Below are 24,019 nucleotides of genomic sequence, written 5' to 3'. Positions count from 1 at the left end.
CATGCCCTTCGCGTAGGCCCCGTCGTACCGGTACCGGAAGGGTGCGGCGATGCCCCGGAACATCGACCGCAGGACGTCCTCGTCCTCGTCGAACAGGACCGCGCTCGTGTTGTTCGCGCGCACGTCCGGGTGCGAGTTACCCAGGCTCGTGCCGTGGAAGACCAGCTCAGCGAGCCGCATGTTCCCCGAGGGCCATCCCTCGCCGCCGCTGGAGGCGAGGCGGAAGCGGCGCGCCTGGATCGCGGGGAACCGACGGGTGTGCACGGGGTAGTCCGACAGCATCAGGGGGCCGTCGCGCCAGGTCCTCGTCGTGAGGTCCCAGTACTGCAACCGCACGTCCCGCAGCCAGGACTCCGGGTGCGCCGGATCTTCGACGAAGGTCACGCCCTCGACCGACAGCCAGCTGCGGAAGGCGTCGATGTGGAGGTACAGCGCCTCCTGCCAGCCGTCGTCGACCCCTTCGACCCACTTCCAGTCCATCCAGGGCCCGTCCGGGGGCGTCGTGTCGCCGTCGTACAGCTTCGTGTAGAGATACCGCAGCTCGAACTGGTACTCCGAGGCATATCGGGCGCCGAAACGACAGCCCGCGGCGGCTCGCCCCTGAAACCGCTCGGGTCCGTCGTGCAAGGACGCGCCCTGGCGGGTACTCGCTTGCGGCGATGACGGTGCCTGGCCGCGGGGCCAGCCGGGCCGCCTTGTCAGAGGCAAGGGAGTGATCATGGAATACCGTCAGTTGGGGCGCTCCGGGCTGCGGGTGTCCGCGCTGACCCTGGGCACCATGACCTACGGTGGCAGGGGCATGTTCGGCGCGCTGGGCAGCGGCGGTCTCGAGGACGCCGACCGGCAGGTGGGCATGGCGCTGGACGCCGGGGTGAACATGATCGACACCGCCGACATGTATTCCGACGGCCTCGCCGAGGAGATCATCGGGCAGGTCGTCGAGCGGCGCCGAGACGAGGTGCTGCTGTCCACCAAGGGCCGTATGGTGCTCGGCGAGGGTCCGAACGACGGCGGTGCTTCGCGGTTCCACCTGATGCGCCAGCTGGAGGGCAGCCTGCGCCGGCTGCGTACGGACCACGTGGACATCTACCACGTCCACGAGTGGGACGGGCAGACGCCGCTCGAGGAGACCATGGAGACGCTGGACACCATGCTCCGCTCCGGGAAGGTCCGCTACCTCGGCGTCTCGAACTACACCGGCTGGCAGCTCATGAAGGCGCTGGCGGTCTGCGACGCACACGGTTACCAGCGGTTCGTGGCCAACCAGATCTACTACTCGCTCGAATCGCGCGACGCCGAGTACGAGCTGTTGCCGCTCTCCGTGGACCAGGGTCTCGGCATCCTGGTGTGGAGCCCGCTGGCCGGCGGCCTGGTGTCGGGCAAGTACCGCCGCGGCAAGGACGCCCCCAAGGGCACGCGCCAAGTCGACGAGCGGTGGAACGAGCCCCCGGTCCGCGACCGCGAGAGGCTCTACGACACCGTGGAGGTGCTGGTCGAGGTTGCCGACGCGCACGGGGTGTCCCCGGCGCAGGTGGCCCTCGCCTGGCTGCTCACCCGGCCAGCGGTCACCTCGCTGGTGATCGGCGCCCGGAAGGACGAGCAGCTCCGCGACAACCTCGACGCCGTCGACCTGACCCTCGCGGGCGACGAGATCGCCGCGCTGGACCGGGTGAGCGCGCCCGCGATGATCTATCCGCACTGGCACCAGGCAAACCTCGCCAGGGACCGCTTCGGACCGCCCGACCTCGTACTGCACGGCTCGGCGACCTGAACCGTCGGCGCCGTGCCGCCGTGCCCCGCGCGGGGGCGGTGGGTGCGGCTCCTCTGACCCAGACGGACCAGACGGCCGGTGAAGTTCGAACCGAATCTCGGGCTGACGGGCATGGATGGCGGTGTCGCGTGACACGGGTAGCTGCGTCGCTACCCGTGCCGGCTGCCGCCCGAGGAACGGCGGATCGCGCCGCGGAGCCGGACGGTACGGAAGATCCCGTAGACGGCGTACCAATGGAGGTGCAGCGCAGTGTCGGACAGGGAAGCAGCGAGCGGGCCCGCCCGGCAGGGGCGGTCCGAGGCGTGGAAGACGGCGTTGACCACCCTGCAAGACGTCACTCCGCCGTTCATCCCCGACGGGGCCACCGGGATGACCGTTGTCATCGAATGGCCGCCCGGAAATCCGGGTACGCCTCCGCACCGCCATTCCGGTCCCTGTTTCGGATACGTCCTGGAGGGAGCGGTCCGCTTCGAACTGGAGGGTGAGCCGGAACGGGTGATCGAGGCGGGCGGAACGTTCTGGGAGCCGGGCGGTGACGTCATCCACTATCAGGACGGCAACGCCCTTCAGGACGTGAGAACGAAGTTCCTTGTCACGATGCTCATGGAACCGGGTAAGCCCCGGCTCACGCTCGTCGACGAGGAGGAACTGCGGCAGCGCGCCCACCTCCGGGCCCCGCGCCCCAGCGACTGAGCCGCACATCCGAGGCACGAGCGTCGCGCCCCCTCCGTGCGGTCAGCACGTACCCGAGCCGGCCCGGCGCGCTCCGCGAGGAGTCCGGTCCTGTGCACCTCGGCCGTCTGCATCACCCCGACGAAGGCCCTGCACACCTTGCGACATGGCCCAGCACGGGTAGTACGGAGTCCCGCCTGCCGGGCGAGGGCAGTGCAGCCACTGAGTCGTGCCGCGCACTGGACGTGTCCGCTGCCGGGGCCCCGCAGCCCGCACCCCCGCCGCGAGCCTGGCCGCCGCCGCCATGACGCTCGGCCTGCCCGACTGCCAGACGCCCCGGGCGGCAGGTCTCCTCTCGGCCCGCAGCCCCCGGCCACACCGCGAGTGAGAATCTGACCCATGCCCCGCGAACCTGACGTTTACACAGGCCAGACACAGTACGGCGACAGATCGCGTTCCCCCCTGCGTACCTTCCTGCACACCGAGACCGGTGGCGCCGCGGTCCTGGTCGCCGCCGCGCTCGCCGCACTCGTCTGGGCCAACGCGGCACCCTCGGCGTACACGTCGTTCTGGGACATTCACCTGTCTGTCCGCTTCGGCACGTACGGGATCTCGCTCACCTTGCGCGACTGGGTCAACAGCGGCCTGATGACGCTCTTCTTCTTCGTCGTCGGTCTGGAGGCCCGACGCGAGTTCGACATGGGGGAACTGCGTGAGCGCAAGCGGCTGGCCCTGCCGCTCGTCGCGGGGGTCAGCGGCATGCTCGTGCCCATCGCCCTCTACCTCGCGATCAACGCCGGCCACGGGTCCGAGCAGGGCTGGGGTGCGGCGATGTCCACCGACACGGCGTTCGCGCTGGGCGTGCTGGCCGTCGTGGGCCGGGGCATGCCGCCGGGGCTGCGGGTCTTCATCCTCTTGCTGACCGTGGTCGACGACTTCCTCGCCCTCGGTGTCATCGCCTTCGGCTACAGCGACCGCATCGCCGTGCCCGCACTCGGCGTCGCCGTCGGCACCCTCGCACTCGTCCTGCTCTTCCGGCGTCTCGGCGTGCGTCACGGCAGCGTGTACGGCCTTCTGGGCGTCGTCGCCTGGATCGCCCTGCTCGGGTCTGGTGTCGATCCGGTCGTGGTCGGTCTCGCACTGGGGCTGCTCACCTACGCCTACCCCGCCTCGCGCACGGATCTGGAGCACGCGAGCGGCCTGTTCCGGCTGTTCCGCGAGCAGCCCACCCCGGAACTGGAGCGGTACGCCCGCGCCGGCATCGCCTCGGCGATCTCACCGAACGACCGCCTGCAACGGATCTACCACCCGTGGACCAGCTATGTGATCGTCCCGCTGTTCGCCCTGGCCAACGCGGGCATCGAGCTCAGCGGCGATCAGCTGGCACGAGCCTTCACCTCACCCGTCACCCTGGGCATCCTCATCGCCTACGTCGTGGGCAAACCACTGGGAATCATCGGGGCCTGCGCGCTTGCGAAACTCGCCTCCCGTGGGCGGCTGCACCTCCCGGTTGGCTGGGGAGCTGCGACCGCCGGCGGCACGCTCTGCGGGGTCGGGTTCACCGTCTCCCTGCTCATCGCGACGTTTGCCTTCCACGGTGCGCGCCTCGACGCTGCCAAGATCGGCATCCTCGCCACAGTGGTCTGCGCCGGCCTCACAACCCGGCTCGTCACTGTGGCCATCAGCCTTCTGCCGCCTGCGCTGCGGGCCTCGGCACTGCTCGGGAAGGCCGAGACGATCGTCGACCTGGCCGTGCCCGTCAGCTCCGACCGTGATCACATCCGAGGGCCGCACCACGCCCCTGTGACCGTCGTGGAATACGGCGACTACGAATGCCCCTACTGCGGGCAGGCCGAACCCGTCATCCGCGAACTCCTCGCCGACTTCGGAGACGTGCGCTACGTGTGGCGCCACCTCCCTCTCACCGACGTGCACATCCACGCCCAACTCGCCGCCGAAGCGTCCGAAGCAGCCGCATGCCAAGGCCGCTTCTGGGACATGCACGACCTGCTGCTCAGGCAGCAGGAAGCCCTCCGCATCGAGGACCTGAACGCCCATGCGGACGCCATCGGTCTGGACACCGCTCGCTTCGAACGCGACATGCAGGCCCACGTCGGCGCCGCCCGCATCGCCGAGAACGTCGAGTCAGCCGACCTCAGCAACGTGGCCGGTACACCCACGTTCTTCATCAACGGCCGCAGACACCACGGCGCCTACGACCTCACCAGCCTTACCGCCGCCGTCCGCGTCGCCCGCGAACGTGCCTCCCTCACCACGTGACCGCTGCCACTCTCGGTTCCGGACTGACACCGCCTTCCCCTGCGGTCGCTACTGCACATGGGCGTGTTCGGTCGCACGGCGGAGCGCCGGGGCGCAGGCTTGACGGGTGAGGAGGAAACGTGGGCATTGTTTCGCATGGATTCCGGGGCCGGGCCCGCAGGACCGATCAGCGGCTGCCGCCGGGTCAGTACGAGACACGCGACTTTCCGGTGCTCTCGGCCGGTCCGACCCCTCGGGTCTCCCGGGAGGACTGGGAGTTCACCATCACCGCGGAGACAGGGAAGCCGCACTCCTGGAACTGGGCCGAGCTGACGGCGTTGCCGAGCGAGTCCCCTACCGTCGATCTCCACTGTGTGACGAAGTGGTCCAAGTTCGACACCGCCTGGGAGGGTGTCTCCCTCGACGTACTGCTGGCAGACGTGCCGACCGAAGCGGACTTCGCCCTGGTCAGCTCCTACGGTGGCTACACCACGAATCTGCCGCTGGAGGACCTGCGGCACGGCCGGGCCTGGATCGCGTACCGGTACGAGGGCGGCGACCTCCCTCCGGAGCACGGCGGTCCGGCTCGGCTCCTCGTCCCCCATCTGTACCTGTGGAAGTCGGCGAAGTGGGTGCACGGCATCCGGCTGCTTCGTCAGGACCAGCCCGGCTTCTGGGAGACCGCCGGCTACCACGACTACGGAGACCCATGGCGCGAACAGCGGTACCAGGGCGACTAGGCACACGGCTGCGCTGGCAGGTTGCCACGCTGATGGAACGCAGGGCGGAGAACGAGACGGCGACGACGCTGGTCCTCGACATACCGGACTGGCCGGGCCATCGGGCCGGTCAGCACGTCGACGTCAGGCTGACCGCCGAGGACGGCTACAGCACCCAGCGCAGCTACTCGCTGGCCTCGGCACCCAGCGCCCGGCATGTCGAACTCACTGTGCAGCGGGTTACCGACGGCGAGGTCTCGCCCTATCTGGTCGAGACGTTCGCGCCCGGGGACCGGGTGGAGTTGCGTGGACCGGTCGGCGGCTGGTTCGTCTGGACGCCCGTCCAGACGGAGCCGGTGCTGCTGGTGGGCGGCGGCTCGGGCATCGTCCCTCTGATGGCCATGATCCGTGCCAGACGCGCGGCCGGAGCGTCCACCCCCTTCCGGCTGCTGCACTCGGTGCGCACGCCGGCCGACCGCTACTACCTGCCCGAACTACAGCGGGAGGAGCCAAGGCTGGAGGTGGAACACCTCTACACCCGCACGGCGCCCCACGGCTCGGCGCGCCGCCCGGGCCGGATCGGCGAGCAGGACCTACGTACCGTCGCCTGGCCACCGCAGGCGTCACCCAGCTGCTACGTATGCGGCCCCACCGGCTTCGTCGAAGCCGCGGCGGACCTGCTCGTCGACCTGGGTCACCCGCCGGAACGCATCCGTACCGAACGCTTCGGCCCCACCGGAGGCTGACATGCCCGACCACCCCGCCAGCGACGCCGACGCCCACGAGGACGGCAACGCCCTCGCCGGACCGCTCGCCGAGATCTTCACCGTCGACCTCACCAGCGCCGTCGGCCGCTGCGCCCACTGCGGCCGGGCCGAACCGGTGGCACGGATACACCTCTACAACCGCGCCCCGGGCTGGGTGGGACGCTGTCCCCACTGCGGTGAGGTGAGGATGCGCCTGGTACGCACCCCTGACGCCGCATGGCTGGACCTTCGGGGCACCGTGGCCCTGCGTATCTCCCTGCCGTCCTGACGGTTGTCCTGACCGGCGGTGTGCCGGGATGCGGCCCGGCACGGCAAGAACCCGGTCACGACGGCAATGGGCCGGGCAGGGGAAAGATCATCGACAGCGGCGAGGGCGTGTGCGTGCCCACGGTCTGATGAGCGGCAGCAGCCAAGCACCCTCCCTACGTGTCGAAGAGGCCAGCGGCCCACTGCGGCGGCTCGCCCTGCCGAAGGCGGCGGCTTTCGGCGTGGCGGCCGTCGCCGCGTTACCGGCGTTCGCGTCGAACACGGCCGCCGCACCGTTCTACCGGGCATACCAGGCCCAGCTCCGGTTCTCTGCCATCACGCTGACCTTGCTGTTCACGGTCTACATCGTCGTCTTGCTGGGCACGTTGCTCTTCCTGGGCTCCCTGTCGGATCATCCAAGCCGCCGCCCCTTGACGCTGGCCGGGCTGGCTACCGGCACCGTCGCGTGCAGATTGGCCCTGCTCGCCCGGAGTCGGACTGTCGTTCGCCGCCCGGGCGCAGCAGGGCCTCGCGGTCGGCCTTATCACGGGTGCGGTCGCCGCTGCGCTGCACGACCTGCGGCCACACGGCAGCGCGACGTCGGTGTTGTCCAGCGCGGCGACCACACCACCGGCCAGGCCCTCGGTGCGGTCGCCGCAGGCGTACTGGCGCAGTACGCCCCGGCACCGACCCGTCTGACCTGGTGGCTGCTGCTCGCGGTGTTCGTCGCACGGCCGCCCTACCGTGCCTGGTTGGCCTGTGGGCGCTCGGCGGCTTCTACCTGTCGCTGGGACCGTCGCTCGCCGCCCAGCTACTGCACTCCCGCAACCTGCTCTGGGGCGGCATCTTGAGCTTCCTGCTCACCGGGCTCGGCGCCGCGGCCTCCCGTCAGTGGCCTCTCGGAGGACTGCCGCGAGGCCGTTTCCGCTGACTTCTCGCTCTTCGGAATGAGGGCCCTTCGCGGACCGCCCACATGCCGATGTCCTGCAAAGACACGCGGTTGTGCCACTGCGCCGTAGGGCCATGGTGGAAGGACCAGGACACCATTCGCCGGATCGCCAGCACTACACCGGCCGTCGCAGCGCGCATGAAGTCGGTATCCGCGGCCAGGCGGAGCAGGCTGGCCGCGGTAAGCAGGTCCAGCAGGACAGCCAGTGCAATCCCTCCTCGGCGTGTCGCCCAGAGAGATGCGAGTGCGGACACGACGCCCATCGCACCCACCACCGCACTGAGAAGGTCGACGAACCGGATCATGGTCACGATTCGGGCCGCGACTGTCCTGGTGTGTCAGTGCCCGTGCTCTGCTGCTGCATCGGCTACCTGTCTGCGTTCCTCGGCGATCTCCATGGACAGGAAGTAATTGACGGCGGTCCTGATGGCGACGATGGATGCAAGCTGCCCGATCTCACGAAAGCTGGGCGCCACCGCTGTGCGGAGAACATCGGAGGCGAGCTGAAACTCCAAGCCGAGAGCCAATGCTCTTCCCAAACGCAAACGGACGGCCGCGAAGCTACTCACGCGGCGATCGCGTGCCGCGACGTCGAAGAGCTGCAGAAAAGCCCAGATGGCCCCGAATGAGATCACGGCGACACCGCATGCCTCAATGATCCTGACCATGACGTCAACAGTGTCCCGCAGGGTTTCTTCCGCAGCCATGAGCTCCGATTCCCGACCCTTTTCATCAGAGCTGCCGTGTCATAGCGCTCGTACCACAGGAAGCTCGTTGCCGACTAATTTGCTCCCAGGTGCCAGTGCTGGGCAGACATGAGGTCGAAAACCGCCTGCTTTAGGGGGCGATCAAGCACGACCCGGCCCGGCCGAGGAGAATACAGGCGTGACCAACGAGCCGGAGCCGCTCGGCATGCGCGCGTGATGGGGCACTCCTACGGCGGCGTGTTCACACTCTGCCAGCCCGATGGCCCCCGACCTGGTGGTCTTGATGCACTTGACCAGACTCGGTACCTCCTTTTCGGCCATGCAGGAGTCCGCGCACTCGTTGCAAGCCTGTGCGCACACCATGCACTTCCTCGATTCACTTCGCCAGCCTTTCAGGATCCACCTTGCCAAGGTCAGCCGGGTAGAGTCTCAACATCTCGTTGACCACCGTAGCCATGGCAGCCTCCTTTGCTCCGTCACAGGTCGTCAAACCCATGGTCCCCCCCTTTTTTGCGACCTCCAGTTGCCGTGAGAGGTAGCACCGAATCCAGCAGCGTAAACATGAGCACAGCATCCAGACGAACCGCGTTGCGGCATGGAAACTCTTGTCGCTCGACCCTCAGCGATCCCTTTATGGGCAAGTGCCGGCCACCGGGTGAAATTATGGCGGTCGAGCCGACCGTCCCGTTTGCGTGGTCGGCTCGGTAAGTCCTTCGGCGGTTGACCTGAGTGACGAGGGCGTGCCAGGTCGGCTGGCCGCAAAGTGCCTCTGGAGAGTGGACACACCTGTTGCACCACTTCGGCTCGAAGAACGGACTCCGCGAAGAGGTGGACCGGTACGCACTCGACGTGTTCGATCCCCTCCTACCCCTCCCGGCCCTGCTGTCCGACAGCAGCTCCGGGTTGCAGTCACCGCAGCCAAAGCCCGGTGTCATGCCACGTAGATCGCCCCGACATCAGAGCGCGGCCACCGCCCCGCCTCAATCCGATTAACCAGTACCGCTGACTGCCCGATCGACGCACGTGGGAGCGTTCGTCACGGCATGGTCACGCGGTTGACGCCGCTCCACGGGTCCCGGTGCGTCCCCTGAGTTCTCACGGACGAACGCGGACGATCGTCTTTCCCTTGACCCGCCCGGTCGGATTGAAGGCGGCGACGGCATCGTCGAGCGATACGACGTTGCCGATGTTCGTTCGCAGCCGACCATCCCGCACCCTCTGGACGATCTCACCCAGCTGCGCACGATCGGCCTCGACAACGAAATCCACCGCCAGACCATCGACCGGTAGCGTCTCGGGCGGGCCGGCGATGGTGACCAGCATTCCTCCGGCTCGAACCAGGCCCGCGGAGCGCTTTCCGATATCGCCGCCGATGACGTCGAAAACCAGGTCGACTCCGCCGACGTCTTTCAGGGCGTCGTTGTCGAGGTCGACGAACTCGTGCGCACCGAAGTCGAGAGCCGTCTGCCGGTCGGCGACATGTCCGGTGCCGATGACGTAGGCGCCGGATTCCTTGGCAAGCTGGGTCACCATCGAACCGACTCCACCGGCTGCACCATGCACGAGGACGCTTTGTCCGGCCTGGAAGCGGCCGTGTACGAATAGCCCTTGCCATGCGGTCAGACCCGAGATCGGCAGGCTCGCGCCCACCGTGAAATCGACATCGCCCGGCAGCGGAGCGACGTTACGCGCCTCGACCGCCACGTACTCCGCCAGGGTGCCGTCACGTGTCCAGTCCGCGAGGCCGAACACCCGCTGTCCCACCGACAACCCTCTCGTGCCATAGCCGAGTACGCTGACCACTCCGGCCAACTCATGGCCGGGAATCGACGGTGTGCGGTCCTGGCCGCGACGATCGGTCCAGGTGCCGGGCCATGTCAGCTCGCCACGGGTGAATCCCGACGCATGTACCTCAACGAGGACGTCGTTCCCCGTCGCCTCCGGCTCCGGCCGCTCCGCCAGCGTCATCCCAGCCGTGCCCGCGGCCTCGTCCGTTACCACAATCGCTTTCATCGAGGATCTCCCTGTACCCGGTCTTCGCCTCCTACAGCACGTCGCGCTGCATCACGCCACCGCCCTCCCCGCTTCAGAGTCCGATCCGGCAGCGACGGCTCGATCCTCGCCCACTGAACATCAGTCAACGACACACATCAATTGACGATCAGATGATCCGAAGGAAACGGCCTAGTCACGGGTCGGAAGCGATGCCAAAAGTCGACGGCACGCCTCCTCGCACCGCCGACAGACCTCAGCGCAGATGCGGCAATGCTCATGGTGTGCGGCATGCAGCTCACACTCCTCGGCGCATGCAAAGCAAGCGGCCAGACAGCTCTCGACGGCAGCCCGCACAACCTTCAGGTCAACGGCCGTGCGCCGTGTCAGGATGGTCGTCGTAGTGGCGCACGCGTCGGAACAGTCGAGGTCCGTACGCACACACTTGATCAACGATGTGATGTCAGGTTCCGCCAAACAGGCATCGGCACACGCAGCGCAGGCCTGAAAGCAAGCGACACACTCTTCGATGCAGCTGATCAATGCTTCATCGTAGGCCGGCCTGGGCCCAGGGTAGGACTCGGCCATCTGTCTGACGACTACCGACACGGCAAAACCCCTCTGGTTCTGAACTTGGTTGGCGGCCTCGTCCGGCCACTCAGCCGCGCAGTTGCTCAGCGATCTGCACCAGGTGCCTTCCCTGATAGTCGGCTGCTTCCAGGACCGCCTGATCAGGCTCCTCGCCACCGCTACTCGGCCAACTCGTCCCATATGGATTGCCGCCCGAGGCGAACAAGAGTGGGTCGGTATAGCCGAGCGGAACGATGATGCAACCCCAGTGATAGAAAACGTTGTTCAAGGACAACAACGTCGACTCCTGACCACCATGACGGTTCAACGACGACGTGAAACTGGTGACGGGCTTGTTGTGGAACACACCCGCCTGCCACAGACCCCCTGTCGTGTCGATGAACTGCTTCAACTGGGCCGACACATTGCCGTACCGGGTCGGGGTGCCGAACGCATAAGCCGTCGCCCACTCCAGATCCTCCAGCATCGCTTCAGGCACGCTGTCCTTCGTAGCGTCGACGTGAGCGCGCCAGGCCGGATTGGCATCGATGGCCGTGTCCGGCGCCAGCTCCGGAACACGCCGCAGACGGACCTCAGCTCCTCGCCCTGCCCCACCCCTTGCGACAGCCTCGGCGAGCTTGTGAACGTTCCCCGTAGCGCTGTAGTAGACGACAGCCAGGTGTACAGCCATGCACTAACTCCCTTTATGTCCAGTTTATAGATACATTACGCTGGTTTATGCGCCATCGTTGAAGACATGGTGCAGTCGCGCCACGGCCGCCTTCTGGGCGACTGGAGGCGGCAAGCTTGGGAGCAGCGCTGTAGCAGGCGCTCGGAGGTACTCAGGTGGGCGCCGACGCCGGGCGCAGCGACGCGAGCGGGGAGCGCCAAGCCTCCTCCAGCGTGCGCAGCTGCTCCCGGATGCCGACGGGAGTACGCCTCGTCCGCGATGGTCGCCTCTGGTCCGCCCCGCGGCCGGCCCACGGTCATGCGAGGCACCCGCACCGACTGAAGCACCGTCTCGAACACGGTGGAGTCGTCGACATTGCCAGGCGTGGCAACGAGGGCCAGGGGGCAGGCCGCCGCTGGTTTCAGCGACAGCGTCCCCACCGCGTACCCGTACATCGACCAGGCCATCGATACCTTGATCACCCACGCACCGACCCTGACCGAAGCAGTACAGATCGCCTCCACCAAAGCGTTCGTCATGCTGGACGCACGCTGCAGTCGATCGATCGAAACCTGGCGGCTTACTGCGCAAGCTGCGATGCTCCACGCCCCATCACCAGGTTCGTCCAACCATCCTCACCCTGTGCCTGCGAGGGCGCCCGCGGGCGGCGGGCGCGTTGACAGCGATCTCCCGCGTCTGGTTGCTCCGCCCAGGTGATCGGGGACACCGAACGGCGCATGGTGCGTGTGCACCAACCGTCGATCCTGCTGACAGCAGGATGGAATGGGCGGAACAAACTACTCGGGCTCAAACGGAGTTTGATCTGCATGGCCTCAGAATTCGAAGGCAAGAAACTCGTCGCGATCGGCGGGGCCAGCGGCATGGGCCTCAAAACCGCGCAGAACGTCATCGAGAAGGGCGGCAGCGCGGTCATCATCGGCCGCCCGGGGCGGAAACTCGACGACGCCGTGGCAAACCTGTCACGCTCGGGCAGCGCATGGTCGATCGCAGCCGACCTGACCAAGTGGGACCAGGTCGTCGAGGCGCAGAGGCAGCTGGCGCAGAACCACTCCGACGCCACTCTCCTCGTCAACTCGGCGGGGTTCTTCCTGCCCAAGCCCTTCGTCGACCACGAGGTCGTGGACTACGACTCCTATCACGACCTGAACAGGTCGACGTTCTTCCTGACGCAGACGGTCGTCCGGGGCATGATCGACGGTGGTCGAGGCGGTGCCATCGTCAACGTCGGCAGCATGTGGGCGCACCAGGCACTGGCCGCGACACCCTCGTCGGCGTACTCGATGGCCAAGGCGGGCCTGCACGCCCTCACGCACAACCTGGCCATCGAGCTCGCCGACAAGGGCATCCGGGTGAACGCCGTGGCTCCCGCCGTCACCGACACCCCCCTCTATGAAAAGGTCTTTCCCGCCGGCCAGGTGCAAGGATCGCTGGAGCAGCTCAGCGGCCTGCACCCGCTCGGCCGGATCGGCACCCCCCAGGATCTCGCCTCGGCCATCACCTTCCTCCTTTCATCGGATTCCGACTGGACCACCGGCGCCATCCTCAACGTCGACGGCGGGGTCATGGCAGGCCGCAACTGATCCTGCTCGGCCGTGCATCTCGGGGGCTGCCCGACGCATCGCGTGCCCTTCGCGACGTCTTCGACGCCATGAGGTCCCCCCGTTGTACAGGAGAGGCCGACTAGTTGGGCTTGCCGCCGGCCGCACGCAGAAAGGGGAACAAGCGGGAACATCCCCTTACGAAATATGGCCCCGACCCGGAGAAACCTCCAGATCAGGGCTCTAAAGGCAGACGAGTCGGGCTGTACGCCGGATTTTGTCACCCGGTCGCCTCGCGGCGGCCGGGGAGACGGCCATCCATCTAGGACCGGCGTTGCCACCGGCCTCGTGCGGTCTACCCGCGAACTCGGGCGGGCCGCCCTCGATCGTCCGCGCAGGGCCGCCCTTGCGGGTGGCCCCTTCTTGACCTTGCTCCAGGTGGGGTTTACCTAGCCGCCTGGGTCACCCCAGGCGCTGGTGGTCTCTTACACCACCGTTTCACCCTTACCGAGGTCCGTACGGATACGGTCCCGGCGGTCTGTTTTCTGTGGCACTGTCCCGCGGGTCACCCCGGGTGGCCGTTAGCCACCACCTTGCCCTGTGGAGTCCGGACGTTCCTCGGGGATCCCCTGGGGGCTCCTCGCGGCCGTCCGCCCGGCTCGTCTGCCGTGGTGACCATGGTACCCGCTGAGGCGGTACGGCCAGGGCGATCACCCGGCAGCACGATCAGCCCGATGCAGTCCTCGTGATCCAGGTCTTCCCTCGATCGAGTCACACGATCACCGGATAGGGCCGCGTTGTCGCCGCGTGCAGGGGCGCGGGCCGGCATGCGCGCCCGCACCCCGTACGCTGTTGCAGCCCCCGCCCCCTCCCGTCCCGGAGACCGCATCGTGCTCGTCCTGCTCCCGCCCTCCGAAGGCAAGGCCACGCCCGGGCGCGGCACACCTGTGGATCTCGAGTCGCTGTCGCTGCCGGGGCTCACCCCGGCCCGGGCTGCCGTGCTGGACGAGCTGGTGACGTTGTGCTCCGGTGACCCCGACAAGGCCCGTGACGTGCTCAAACTCAGCGAGGGGCAGCGCGACGAGGTGGTGCGGAACGCGGGGCTGCGCAGCGCCGGGACGCGGACGGCCGGCGCCCTCTACACGGGCGTGCTGTACGACGCGCTGGACCTGGCGTCGCTGGATGCCGCGGCGAAGCGGCGGGCGGCGCGTTCGGTGCTGGTGTTCTCCGGGCTGTGGGGAGCGGTGCGGTTGAACGACCGGATCCCGTCCTACCGCTGCTCGATGGGCGTGACGCTACCGGGGCTGGGGGCGCTGGGCGCGTACTGGCGTCCGGCCATGGCGGAGGTGCTGCCCGAGGTCACGGGCGGCGGGCTGGTGCTCGACCTGCGGTCCTCGGCGTACGCGGCGGCCTGGAAGCCGCGGGGAGAGGTCGCCGGGCGGACGGCGACCGTGCGGGTACTGCACGCGCAGGTGGTCGACGGCGTCGAGCGGCGCTCGGTGGTCAGCCACTTCAACAAGGCCACGAAGGGGCGGCTGCTGCGCGGCCTGCTCACCGCCGGAGCGGCGCCCAGGACCCCGGCCGCGCTCGTCGAAGCGCTCCGGGACCTCGGCCACACCGTCGAGGTGGCGACGGAGGGCGGGCCCGGTCGGGCCTGGGCGCTGGACGTGGTGGTGACGGAGATCCACTGAGGCCGTCCGCTGAGCTCATCCGCTGAGGCGGGGAGCCCGGATCCCGGACGGATCAGCCGAGGCCTGGCGAGGGTCGCCACAAGGGACCGTGAGGGGCGCAACAGCGCCGTCCCCGCGGTCCCTTGTGCGTGCACCGTGCTTCCTCTACCCTCAGTACGCCTTCTTTCGAAGCGCTTCGACGAGTCATTCGACAGAGTCAGGCAGCCGCACCGGGCAAGGCCGAGAACGGCGGCCAGTCGCACGTCGAATCGCTTCACCTGAGCTCAGGTTTCGTTCAGCACACTGCACCAACCGGCCGGGGCGCACCGCACCGCACCGGCCGGACGAACGGGGCGGGCCGCACCGCTCGGGCCAGGCACACCGGCTGAGCCAGGTCCGCGCCGGCAGGCCGGAGGTCGCCGGGTCGGCACGTCTGCCGGCACGTGCGAAGCGAGCACGTCCGGCGGCGCGGGACGGGGCAGGTCCCGACCGTCCGGGCCGGCGCCTCCGGCCGCACCGCCAGCACACCGCGCCCCACCCCCGGGCGTGGTGCTCCCCCACACCCATGGAAGGGACAACCATGGCAATCCGTCGTCGCACGCTGAGCAAGCTCCTGCTCGGCCCGGCCGCAGCGGCCGTCCTGGTCGGCGTCTCCCTCGCCCCCGCCCAGAGCGCGTCCGCCAGGGCGGACCACGTCTTCGAGTCCTCGGACCAGTGGGCCCAGTACACGACCTCCGACGGATACATCCTCTACAACGACGTCTGGGGTTCCGGTGCGGGCACGCAGACCATCTGGGCCGACTCCTCCAGCTCCTGGGGCGTCACGGCCAACCACCCGAACACCGGTGGGGTCAAGGCGTACCCGAACATCACGAAGTCGATCAACAAGTCGCTGTCGTCGCTGAACTCGCTCACCAGCAGCTACAGCGTCTCGGTCCCGTCCTCCGGCGCGTACAACACCGCGTACGACATCTGGGACTCCGCGCACCGCTACGAGATCATGGTCTGGGTGAACTACAACGGCGCCGTCGGACCGATCGGCGGCCAGACCGACAGCAACCTCTCGGTGGGCGGCAGCAGCTGGAACGTCTACAACGGCAGCAACGGAAGCAACCAGGTCTTCTCGTTCCTGCGCACCTCCGACTCCAACTCCGGCACGGTGGACATCCTGTCGATCCTGAAGTGGATCCAGAGCAAGGGCTGGTTCGGCAACGAGACCATCGGCGAGGTGCAGTTCGGCTGGGAGATCACCTCGTCGTCCGGCGGGCTGAACTTCACCACCAGCCGGTACAGCGTGTCGTCGAGCTGACGCCGCACCACCCGACAGGCCCACGTTCCGTGGGCCCTTGAGCGTCTCGTCGAAATGACGGGGCACCGGGGGACGGCGGGCCGGTCTCTTGGGGCAGACCGGCCCGCCGTCTGTGGCGTCGGCGGCGGCACCGCGCGCCGCCGGCCCCGGGTTTCGAGCGGATGAAGCCGAGGCCCGAAGGGAGCGCGGGCCCGGCGCGGTCCTCAGGAAGGGCCCTAGGTCCTGTCGTCAAACTCCCGTCGTTGCCCGAAGGGCGGCCTGGCGGCTCCCCCACTGCCTGAAGGGCGTGGGCGGTACCCCCAGTGCGTGCTCTGGGGGTCCCCCCTGCTCGAAGAGCTTGGGGGAGTGCCGGGCGCGAGTCCGCGTACGCATGGGGGCACCTCCCACGCCGTTCAGGCAGTGGGGGAGTACGTGGGCTTGTGCCCGGTGCGGCGAGAGGGCGTGCATGGCGTCGCCGAGCAGACGGGAGTTTGACGACAGGGCCTAGCGGTCGGCCAGTGCCGCGGCGTCCGCGGAGAGGGAGGTGATCCGCTGCCAGTCCCCGGCGGCCAGCGCCTCCCCGGGCACCATCCAGGAACCGCCGACGCAGCCGACGTTCCCCAGCGCGAGATAGGTGGAAGCCGTGCCGATGGTGATGCCGCCGGTCGGGCAGAACCGGGCCTGCGGAAGCGGGCCGGCCAGGGCCTTCAGGGCGGCGGGGCCGCCCGACGCCTCGGCGGGGAAGAACTTCATCTCGTTCACCTCGCGCTCCAGCAGTGCCATGGCCTCCGACGCCGTCGACACGCCCGGCAGGAAGGGCGCCCCTGACGCCTCCATGGCGTCCAGCAGCGCCGGCGTCGCACCGGGGCTGACCAGGAAGCGCGCTCCGGCGGCCACCGCGTCCGCCGCGTTCTTCGGGGTGACGACGGTGCCGGCCCCGACCACCGCCTCCGGCACCTCGTCCGCGATGGCGCGGATCGCGCTCAGCGCGGCAGGCGTCCGCAGGGTCACCTCGATCGCCGGGAGTCCGCCTGCGACCAGCGCCCGGGCCAGGGGCACGGCGTCGTTGGCGTTCTCCAGTACGACGACCGGCATGACGGGGGCGAGATCGAGCACGGAGGGCGGCAGAGATGTCATGGGATCATCCTGCCCCCGAGATGGCAGGGACTGCAAAGAACGTTGCAAGTAATGCAATATGACAATGGACGATGGTGTCCGTGCCGCCACCGCGGCTCCCCACCCCGCACCGCCGGAACGGCCCGGCCGGTACGTTCTTCGTTGTCCCGTCGCACGCCTGCCCAGGAGAGGTGAATGGTCACACTTGCCGAGGTCGCCCAGCATGCCGGAGTCTCGGCGAGCACGGTGAGCTACGTCCTCAGCGGGAAGCGGTCCATCTCGGCCGCCACTCGGACGCGTGTGGAGCGCAGCATCCGGCAGCTCGGATATCACCCGAACGCCGGAGCCCGCGCACTGGCCAGCAGCCGGTCCAACATCATCGCGCTCATGGTGCCGCTGCGTACCGACATCTACGTCCCGGTGATGATGGAGATCGCCATCGCGGTCGCCACCGCGGCCCGTACGCACGGCTACGACGTTCTCTTCCTGACCGGTGAGGAGGGCCCCGAGGCGGTGCGGCGGGTCACCGGCAGCGCGCTGGCCGACGCGATGATCCTGATGGACGTGGAGTTGCAGGACGAGCGGCTGCCGCTGCTGCGGGACTGCGGCAGCCGTCCCGCGGTACTCATCGGGCTGCCCGCCGACACGGACCGGTTGACCTGCGTGGACCTCGACTTCCATGCCACCGGTGCGCTCTGCGTGACGCATCTGGCTTCGCTCGGCCACCGGGAGTTGGCGGTGATCGGCGAGGCGCCCGCGGTGTACGAACGGCACACCGGGTTCGCCCTTCGGACCCTGGACGGCGTCCGGGAGCGCGCCGGCGAGCTGGGCGTACGGGTGCTGCACCGGCCGTGCGAGGCGGGCTATGCGGCCATGGCCGCGACCCTGTCCCGGATCTTCGACGAGCGGCCCGGCACCAGCGGTTTCATCGTGCAGAACGAGTACGCGGTGGAGCCGCTGCTCACCGTGCTGCGCCAGCAGGGCCGTGCGGTGCCCGAGGACGTCTCGGTGGTGGCCGTCTGCCAGGAGCAGGTCGCCGCGCAGGCGTCGGTACGCCTGACCTCGGTGGCCATACCCGCCCAGGAGATGGGCCGGCGCGCGGTGGAACTGGTGGTGGCCAAACTCACCGACGACCCCGCCCCCGAGGTCGCCCTCATCCCACCCCAACTGACGATAAGCGCCAGTTCCGGCCCGGTGCTCAGGGGCACCCACCGCGAGGGGGCGCCGTAGGCGCCAACGAAAAAGGGGCGCGGGGCTGTGCTCTACATGCGGCTCCGCCGCACGGCCCCGAGGGAGCGCCGCAGGCGCCAACCAAGGGGCGCGGGGAACTGCGCGACCAGCCCCCACCGGCCGGTGGTCCGGACACGCGCTCCGCCGCACGGCCCCGAGGGAGCGCCGCAGGCGCCGACCAAGGGGCGCGGGGAACTGCGCGACCAGCCCCCACCGGCCGGTGGTCCGGACACGCGCTCCGCCGCACGGCCCCGAGGGAGCGCCGCAGGCGCCAACCAAGGGGCGCGGGGAACTGCGCGACCAGCCCCCACCGGCCGGTGGTCCGGACACGACCGGAACAGCCCCACCCGGACGGTGACGACCCCACGGCCTCGTCGTGGCCGGTCGCGCAGTTCCCCGCGCTCCTATAAACGCGCTACGCGCGCCCCGCGGCGGAGCCGCGTAACGCCCCGCAGGGACGCCCCCGGCCGGAGGCCGAAAAGCCTCCCGCGCCTACGGGACCAAGCTCACCGCAGGTGCCCCGTGTCGTTGAACAACCGCACACTCGCATTCCCGTCGGCGTAGTACGCCACGGCGGAGAGCGAGGCCGCGGAGAGCTCCATGCGGAAGACCGACTCCGGCGGGGCGCCGAGCGCGAGCCGGACGAGGGTCTTGACCGGGGTGACGTGGGTGACCACCAGGACCGTGCGGCCGGCATGGGCCGCGAGGAGCTTGTCGCGGGCGGCGGAGACCCGTTCGGAGACCGCGTCGAAGCTCTCACCGCCGCCGGTCGGCGCGGCGGACGGTGCGGCGAGCCAGGCGGCCAGGTCGCCGGGATGGCGCTCCTGCACCTCGGCGAAGGTCAGGCCCTCCCAGGCCCCGAAGTCCGTCTCACGGAGGCCGTCTTCGAGGCTCACCTTCAGGCCGAGCCGGGCGGCGACGATGTCCGCGGTCTCCTGGCAGCGCCGCAGCGGGGAGCTGACGATGGCCTGGACGGTGCCGCGTGCCGCCAGCGCGTCGGCGGCGCGCTCGGCCTGCGCCCGCCCGGCCGGCGCGAGCGCCGGGTCGCTGCCGCCGCTGCCCGAGAAGCGCTTCTGCGGGGTGAGCGGGGTCTCGCCGTGCCGCATCAGGACGAACGTGGCGGGGGTGCCGAGGTCCGCGGAGCCCCAACCGACGGAGGGCGCGCGAGAGGTGTCGGGCCGTGGGCCCGCCGTGACCGGTGCCGCACCGCCGTGACCTGCGACGGCCTTCGCGGCACGGACGTCGGCGGCGTCCTTGCCGTCGTGCCGTGCCGCGTCGGACCGGCCGGTGGAAGGGGCGGGCGCGGCCTGGGCCGTTTCCCTTCGCCCGGCGCGGGTGGCGGTCGGGGAGGTGATCGCGGCACGCGCCCGACGGGCACCGGCGGCCTGGTCGCCGGGCGGGCCGGCGGGGGCCTGCGGCGCGGACGCCGGTGCGGTGGGCGACGCGGACGGGGCCCACTGCTCGCCCCGCTTGCCGGCGTCCATCGCCTCGTTGGCCAGCCGGTCCGCCCGCTTGTTGCGCTCCCGCGGGATCCACTCGTAGCTGACCTGCCCGGGTGGGAAGACGGCCGCGGCACGCGCCGCGAGCGGCCGCATGTCGGGGTGCTTGATCTTCCAGCGCCCCGACATCTGCTCCACGACCAGCTTGGAGTCCATCCGCACCCGCACCCGCGCCGCCGGATCGAGCGCGTGCGCGGCCATCAGGCCGGCGACGAGGCCCCGGTACTCGGCGACGTTGTTGGTGGCGATGCCGATGTACTCGGCGGTCTGGGCCAGGATCTCCCCCGACTCGGGGTCGATGACCACGGAGCCGTAACCCGCAGGACCCGGATTGCCCCGGGAACCGCCGTCCGCCTCGACGATGAACTCGTGCATGCTGCCGGCCCCCGGACGACTACAGGCCGGAATCGGCGGTGCGGACCAGGATGCGACGGCAGTTCTCGCAGCGCAGCACCGCGTCCGGCGCGGCGGCCCGCACCTCGTTGACTTCGGTGATGTTCAGCTCCAGGCGGCAGCCGTCGCAGCGCCGCTGGTACAGCTTGGCCGCGCCGACGCCGCCCTGCTGCTCGCGCAGCTTCTCGTAGAGCTTCAGCAGGTCGGCGGGCACGGACCCGGCGATGACCTCGCGTTCCTTGGTGACGGACGCGGTCTCGGCGTCCAGCTGCTCGTACGCGGCGTCGCGGCGCCCGGCGGCGTCGTCGATCTTCGCCTGGACGGCGGCGACCCGCTCGGTCAGCTCGGCGGCACGGGCCTGCGCGGACTCGCGGCGCTCCATGACCTCCAGGACGACGTCCTCCAGGTCCGACTGGCGCTTGGCGAGGGAAGCGATCTCGTGCTGGAGGTTCTCCAGGTCCTTCGGCGAGGTGACGGCGCCCGAGTCGAGCCGCTGCTGGTCGCGGGCGGCTCGCTGGCGCACCTGGTCGACGTCCTGCTCGGCCTTGGTCTGCTCGCGTGCGCAGTCACTTTCCTCGGTCTGCGCGGCGACCAGCAGATCGCGCAGCTGGGCGAGGTCCTTGTTCAACGACTCGATCTCGGCGAGCTCGGGCAGGGTCGAGCGGCGGTGCGCCAGCTGCGTCAGGCGTACGTCGAGTCCCTGGACGTCGAGGAGTCGGATCTGGTCGGCGGGCGCGGCGTTCAGTTGGGGGCTCCAGGTGCGTCGTGGGATACAGGGGCGGTCGCCGCGCGGGAGCCGGCCTCGAGGTCCGCCGACTCGCCGGGCGGCGTGACACCGAAGGCGGCGGACGGCTCGGCGGCGGAGCCGGCGTGCGCCGTCCAGGGGTCGGTGACCGTGGTCGAGACATGGCCGCGCAGTCCCCAGCCGTGCCGTTCGGAGACCTCGTCGAGCTGGGCGGCGGCCAGTTGGCACCAGGGCCATTCGGTGGCCCAGTGCGCGGCGTCGAAGAGCGCGAGCGTGCTGTGCTCGCGGGCCTCGGAGGCCGGGTGGTGGCGCAGGTCGGCGGTGAGGAAGGCGTCGACGCCCGCGGCACGCACGTCGTCGAAGAGGCTGTCACCGGATCCGCCGCTGACCGCGATGGTGCGCAGCCGCGCGTCGGGATCCCCCGCGACACGGATGCCCTGGGCGGTGGCCGGCAGCCGCTCGGCGGCGCGGGCGGCGAACTCGCGCACCGTCAACGCGGTTTCCAGCTCGCAGATCCGGCCCAGGCCCCGGCGGCCGTGCGGATCGGTGGGATCGGGCACCAGCGGGCCGGTCACCCGCAGGTCCAGGGCGCCGGCGAGGGCGTCGGAGACACCCGGGTCGGCCTTGTCGGCGTTGGTGTGCGCGACATGGAGGGCCACGTCGTTCTTGATCAGGGTGTGCACGACCCGGCCCTTGAAGGTGGCGGCCGAGACGGTCGTCGTGCCGCGCAGGTAGAGCGGGTGGTGGGTGACGAGCAGATCGGCGCCGAGCCGCACCGCTTCGTCGACGATCTCCTGAACGGGGTCCACGGCGAACAGCACACGCGTGACCGTCGCATCGGGGTCGCCGCAGACCGTGCCGACCGCGTCCCACTGCTCCGCCCGCTCCGCGGGCCACAGGGCGTCGAGGGCGGCGATGACTTCAGACAGACGGGGCACGGGTGCAAGGCTACCTGGCCCGTGTCGGCGTCCACACCAGTGTGCGGAGGTGCCGGGGAAGGCCGGTCGGGGACGCGCGAGGGCCCGGCGACAGGCCGGCGACGGACCGGCGGCGTGCCGGCCACAGACCGGCGCGATGGATCACCGGCAGAGGCGCGCGAACGACCTCACGCGCTCCGTCCCCCGCGCCCACCGCGCCCGGCGCACTCCATACGCGCCTTTACAGGGAAATTCCGGCTCATCAAACGCATTGCCACCCGTCCGGGTGAAAGGTTCCCGCACCCCTGAGGTCTCGGCACGTGACGAACCTAGTTTCGTCGCCGGAGGTGACCGAGCAATGACTGTCAGTGCCATTGAGGCGGCGGCAGGGAGCGGCGACGAGACGTTCCACCGGTCGGAGTCGGAGTGCACGATCTCGGCGGAAGGGATGTACGCGGCGCGACTGGTGCGCAGCCGCGCACCCGGGGACGCGCCGGGCCGCGGCGGAGGCGCGCCGGACGGCGCGGCCGGTGACGGCGCGGCCGACCCGGGCTGGTACCCGGAGCGCTGGACGCTGGGCGGCCCGGAGCCGTACCGGGTGGCCCTGCCGACCGGGCGACCGGAGGGACCCGGCAGCGAGGTGCTGCCGATGAGCGACGGCCGGGTGCTCGTCCACCGCCCCGAAGGCCGCCGGCACGTCTTCGCCCTGCTGCATCCGACGACCCCCGGGACCCGCGAGATCCCGCTCGGCGCGCTGGACTGCCCCGCGTACGCGGCGGACTCCGGCTACGTGAGCTGCACCGCACACCCGGACGCCCGGCCGGCACCGCCCGGCACCCCGACGACGCCCGCCCACCCGGCGCCGGGTCGCGGCCCGGCGGGCCCGGACGGTGCGACGGGCCCGGGCAGTGCGCCCCGGATGCGGGGGGCGGCCCAGATACAGGGTGCGACCCGTGACGTGCGGGTGCCTGCCCAGGCGGGACCGGAGGGCCGCCGGACGGGAACGGACGGCGGTACGCCGACCGTTGCGGGCGGAGCACCCCAGGACGGGGCGGGGTTCGAAGGGAGGCGGCCGGGCGCCCCGGTGACCGCCCGTCCGGTGGTCCGGCGTGACCTGACGGGGCGCCAGGCGGTGCGGTTGCTGCCGCCGGTGCCGGGAGGTCGCCGGGCGTATGCGTTGGCGGTCGGGCCGCGGTCGACGGCGTTGTGGCTGGTGGCGGGCGAGCCGTCCGGGGCGCGCCGGCTCGCCGAGATCCCCGGTCGCTGCTCGGGCGGCAGCTGGCTGGAGCGCACCGGACGGCTGCTCGCCCTCGACCAGGAAGTCCACGGACGCGTCAAGACGGTGACCGTGGACCTCGGGCGCGGCTGCGCGGTGTCGCCCCTGCTGGAGATCGCCGAGGGCAGCACCGACCGGTTGCTGCTGGCGGACCCGGACAGCGGACTGCTGCTGATCCGCTCGGACGCGCCGTCGCCGGGCCACGAGCGGCTGGCCTGGGCCGTGCTGGGCAGCACCCTCCCGGTGCGGTTCCCGGAGTGCCTGCGGCTGCCCGACTGCGCCGTCACCCCGTTCGCGATCCAGCCGGGGCAGGTCCTGACGCCGGAACGATGCGCCGTGGCGCTGCGCGTCGACGGTGCCGCGGGCACCTGGCTCGCCGTCTGGCGCCCGGCCGAACGCACCCTGCACCACCTCCCGGCCCCCGCGGGCTGGTTGACCGGCTGCGGCGTCTGGACCCGCGAAGGGATGCTGAACCTGCCGTACGCGACCCGCACGGTGCCGTGTGGTCTGGCCAGGCTGCCTGCGCCGCCGGTGCGCACGCCCGCGGCACGGAACGCGGCCCGCACGAGCGCGGCACGCGGCAGGAACGGCACGCTGCTGGCCCGCAACGCCCTCCGTGCGGCCCCGGCGCCCGGTCCGGCGACTGCCCGTGCCGGGACGGCACCGGCAGCGGGGGCCCGTCCCAGGGCCCTGACCGGCGGCGCGGTGGTGACCCCGGTGGCCACCATGCGTCCGGTCACGACGCCCGGCGGCGTGGACGAAGGAGCGGGGCGCCCCGCGCCGAAGCCACCGGAACCGGCATCGGCATCGGCATCGGCATCGGCATGGGTGCGGGTCTCGGGGCCGGCGACGAAGCGTCCCGCGGGGGCGCTCGACGCGCCCGCCACCCCACCCGTTCCCCTGCGGCACGCGCCCCTCACCGACAGCGCGGAGCCCGGCAGCACAGCAAGGGAGACAGGCCGGACAGCCGGTCAGAGATAGGGCGCCGGCACCGCCCCTTCAGG

General features: G+C 70.2%; 21 protein-coding genes, 1 other RNA gene and 1 pseudogene. 12 read left to right on the top strand and 11 right to left on the bottom strand.

Annotated features, from left to right (window positions below; genetic code table 11):
- Positions 1-718 precede the first annotated feature (718 nt).
- From NQO67_RS16565 to NQO67_RS16535, 7 genes are all read left to right on the top strand, one after another.
- Positions 719-1,771 (top strand): aldo/keto reductase, encoded by a 1,053-nt coding sequence (locus NQO67_RS16565; protein WP_255950760.1) that lies wholly within the window; start codon positions 719-721, stop codon positions 1,769-1,771.
- Positions 1,772-2,086: 315 nt separating this feature from the next.
- On the top strand, positions 2,087-2,464 hold the full coding sequence (locus tag NQO67_RS16560) for a cupin domain-containing protein (RefSeq protein ID WP_255951016.1): 378 nt from the start codon (positions 2,087-2,089) through the stop codon (positions 2,462-2,464).
- A 378-nt stretch (positions 2,465-2,842) separates the two neighbouring features.
- Positions 2,843-4,723, top strand: coding sequence for a Na+/H+ antiporter NhaA (gene nhaA, locus NQO67_RS16555; protein ID WP_255950759.1), 1,881 nt, complete (start codon positions 2,843-2,845; stop codon positions 4,721-4,723).
- A 119-nt stretch (positions 4,724-4,842) separates the two neighbouring features.
- Complete coding sequence (locus tag NQO67_RS16550; RefSeq protein WP_255950758.1) at positions 4,843-5,442, top strand: sulfite oxidase-like oxidoreductase; 600 nt, start codon at positions 4,843-4,845, stop codon at positions 5,440-5,442.
- Positions 5,412-6,167 (top strand): ferredoxin reductase, encoded by a 756-nt coding sequence (locus NQO67_RS16545; RefSeq protein ID WP_255950757.1) that lies wholly within the window; start codon positions 5,412-5,414, stop codon positions 6,165-6,167. The genes NQO67_RS16550 and NQO67_RS16545 overlap by 31 nt, the downstream gene beginning before the upstream one ends.
- 1 nt (position 6,168) lies before the next feature.
- On the top strand, positions 6,169-6,456 hold the full coding sequence (locus tag NQO67_RS16540) for a DUF6510 family protein (RefSeq protein WP_255950756.1): 288 nt from the start codon (positions 6,169-6,171) through the stop codon (positions 6,454-6,456).
- A 127-nt stretch (positions 6,457-6,583) separates the two neighbouring features.
- Positions 6,584-7,285: an MFS transporter gene (locus NQO67_RS16535; RefSeq protein WP_255950755.1), complete on the top strand. Its 702-nt coding sequence runs from the start codon at positions 6,584-6,586 to the stop codon at positions 7,283-7,285.
- 436 nt (positions 7,286-7,721) lie between these two features.
- On the opposite strand, the gene NQO67_RS16530 is transcribed toward NQO67_RS16535, so the two are convergent.
- From NQO67_RS16530 to NQO67_RS16510, 6 genes and pseudogenes are all read right to left on the bottom strand, one after another.
- On the bottom strand, positions 7,722-8,090 hold the full coding sequence (locus NQO67_RS16530; RefSeq protein ID WP_255950754.1) for a DUF1622 domain-containing protein: 369 nt from the start codon (positions 8,088-8,090) through the stop codon (positions 7,722-7,724).
- 141 nt (positions 8,091-8,231) lie between these two features.
- Positions 8,232-8,453, bottom strand: a complete 222-nt coding sequence (locus NQO67_RS44875) for a four-helix bundle copper-binding protein (RefSeq protein ID WP_508493641.1) — start codon at positions 8,451-8,453, stop codon at positions 8,232-8,234.
- Positions 8,454-9,185: 732 nt separating this feature from the next.
- The gene (locus tag NQO67_RS16525) at positions 9,186-10,103 is read right to left on the bottom strand and encodes an NADP-dependent oxidoreductase (protein WP_255950753.1); all 918 of its coding nucleotides are present in this window, start codon (positions 10,101-10,103) and stop codon (positions 9,186-9,188) included.
- A gap of 171 nt (positions 10,104-10,274) precedes the next feature.
- Complete coding sequence (locus NQO67_RS44870; RefSeq protein ID WP_255951015.1) at positions 10,275-10,670, bottom strand: four-helix bundle copper-binding protein; 396 nt, start codon at positions 10,668-10,670, stop codon at positions 10,275-10,277.
- Positions 10,671-10,740: 70 nt separating this feature from the next.
- Positions 10,741-11,343 (bottom strand): NAD(P)H:quinone oxidoreductase, encoded by a 603-nt coding sequence (wrbA, locus tag NQO67_RS16515; RefSeq protein WP_255950752.1) that lies wholly within the window; start codon positions 11,341-11,343, stop codon positions 10,741-10,743.
- Between the two features lie 233 nt (positions 11,344-11,576).
- Positions 11,577-11,726, bottom strand: a pseudogene (locus tag NQO67_RS16510) (IS5/IS1182 family transposase); the annotation flags it as partial.
- A gap of 423 nt (positions 11,727-12,149) precedes the next feature.
- Between NQO67_RS16510 and NQO67_RS16500 the strand changes: the two are divergent.
- Positions 12,150-12,923 carry an SDR family NAD(P)-dependent oxidoreductase gene (locus NQO67_RS16500; RefSeq protein WP_255950751.1) on the top strand — a complete coding sequence of 258 codons (774 nt, stop codon included), beginning with the start codon at positions 12,150-12,152 and terminating at the stop codon, positions 12,921-12,923.
- A 208-nt stretch (positions 12,924-13,131) separates the two neighbouring features.
- Here NQO67_RS16500 and rnpB read toward each other — a convergent pair.
- Positions 13,132-13,543: RNase P RNA component class A (gene rnpB, locus NQO67_RS16495), an RNA gene on the bottom strand.
- Between the two features lie 228 nt (positions 13,544-13,771).
- On the opposite strand from rnpB, the gene yaaA reads away from it, so the two are divergent.
- Together yaaA and NQO67_RS16485 are read left to right on the top strand one after the other, a co-directional pair.
- Entirely contained in the window at positions 13,772-14,572 is an 801-nt protein-coding gene (yaaA, locus tag NQO67_RS16490) for a peroxide stress protein YaaA (protein ID WP_255950750.1), read from the top strand.
- A gap of 559 nt (positions 14,573-15,131) precedes the next feature.
- Complete coding sequence (locus NQO67_RS16485; protein WP_305125908.1) at positions 15,132-15,860, top strand: GH12 family glycosyl hydrolase domain-containing protein; 729 nt, start codon at positions 15,132-15,134, stop codon at positions 15,858-15,860.
- Between the two features lie 483 nt (positions 15,861-16,343).
- Here NQO67_RS16485 and eda read toward each other — a convergent pair whose 3' ends face one another.
- Positions 16,344-16,976, bottom strand: coding sequence for a bifunctional 4-hydroxy-2-oxoglutarate aldolase/2-dehydro-3-deoxy-phosphogluconate aldolase (gene eda / locus NQO67_RS16480; protein WP_255950749.1), 633 nt, complete (start codon positions 16,974-16,976; stop codon positions 16,344-16,346).
- Between the two features lie 174 nt (positions 16,977-17,150).
- Between eda and NQO67_RS16475 the strand changes: the two genes are divergently transcribed.
- On the top strand, positions 17,151-18,185 hold the full coding sequence (locus NQO67_RS16475) for a LacI family DNA-binding transcriptional regulator (RefSeq protein ID WP_255950748.1): 1,035 nt from the start codon (positions 17,151-17,153) through the stop codon (positions 18,183-18,185).
- Between the two features lie 506 nt (positions 18,186-18,691).
- On the opposite strand, the gene NQO67_RS16470 is transcribed toward NQO67_RS16475, so the two are convergent.
- Genes NQO67_RS16470 through NQO67_RS16460 form a run of 3 tightly spaced genes read right to left on the bottom strand, consistent with a single transcriptional unit; the run spans position 18,692 to position 21,760 of the window.
- Complete coding sequence (locus tag NQO67_RS16470) at positions 18,692-20,059, bottom strand: bifunctional RNase H/acid phosphatase (RefSeq protein ID WP_255950747.1); 1,368 nt, start codon at positions 20,057-20,059, stop codon at positions 18,692-18,694.
- Between the two features lie 19 nt (positions 20,060-20,078).
- Positions 20,079-20,822: a zinc ribbon domain-containing protein gene (locus NQO67_RS16465; RefSeq protein WP_255951013.1), complete on the bottom strand. Its 744-nt coding sequence runs from the start codon at positions 20,820-20,822 to the stop codon at positions 20,079-20,081.
- Complete coding sequence (locus tag NQO67_RS16460; RefSeq protein WP_255950746.1) at positions 20,819-21,760, bottom strand: Nif3-like dinuclear metal center hexameric protein; 942 nt, start codon at positions 21,758-21,760, stop codon at positions 20,819-20,821. Before NQO67_RS16460 ends, NQO67_RS16465 begins: the two co-directional genes overlap by 4 nt.
- 337 nt (positions 21,761-22,097) lie before the next feature.
- Here NQO67_RS16460 and NQO67_RS16450 point away from each other — a divergent pair, with 337 nt between their 5' ends.
- Positions 22,098-23,996 carry a hypothetical protein gene (locus NQO67_RS16450; protein WP_445195098.1) on the top strand — a complete coding sequence of 633 codons (1,899 nt, stop codon included), beginning with the start codon at positions 22,098-22,100 and terminating at the stop codon, positions 23,994-23,996.
- Positions 23,997-24,019 lie beyond the last annotated feature (23 nt).

This window comes from Streptomyces odontomachi (assembly GCF_024435355.1).
Taxonomy (GTDB): domain Bacteria; phylum Actinomycetota; class Actinomycetes; order Streptomycetales; family Streptomycetaceae; genus Streptomyces; species Streptomyces odontomachi.
Note: the sequence above shows the minus strand (reverse complement) of the source record. Positions and strands in the feature narration are given on the sequence as shown.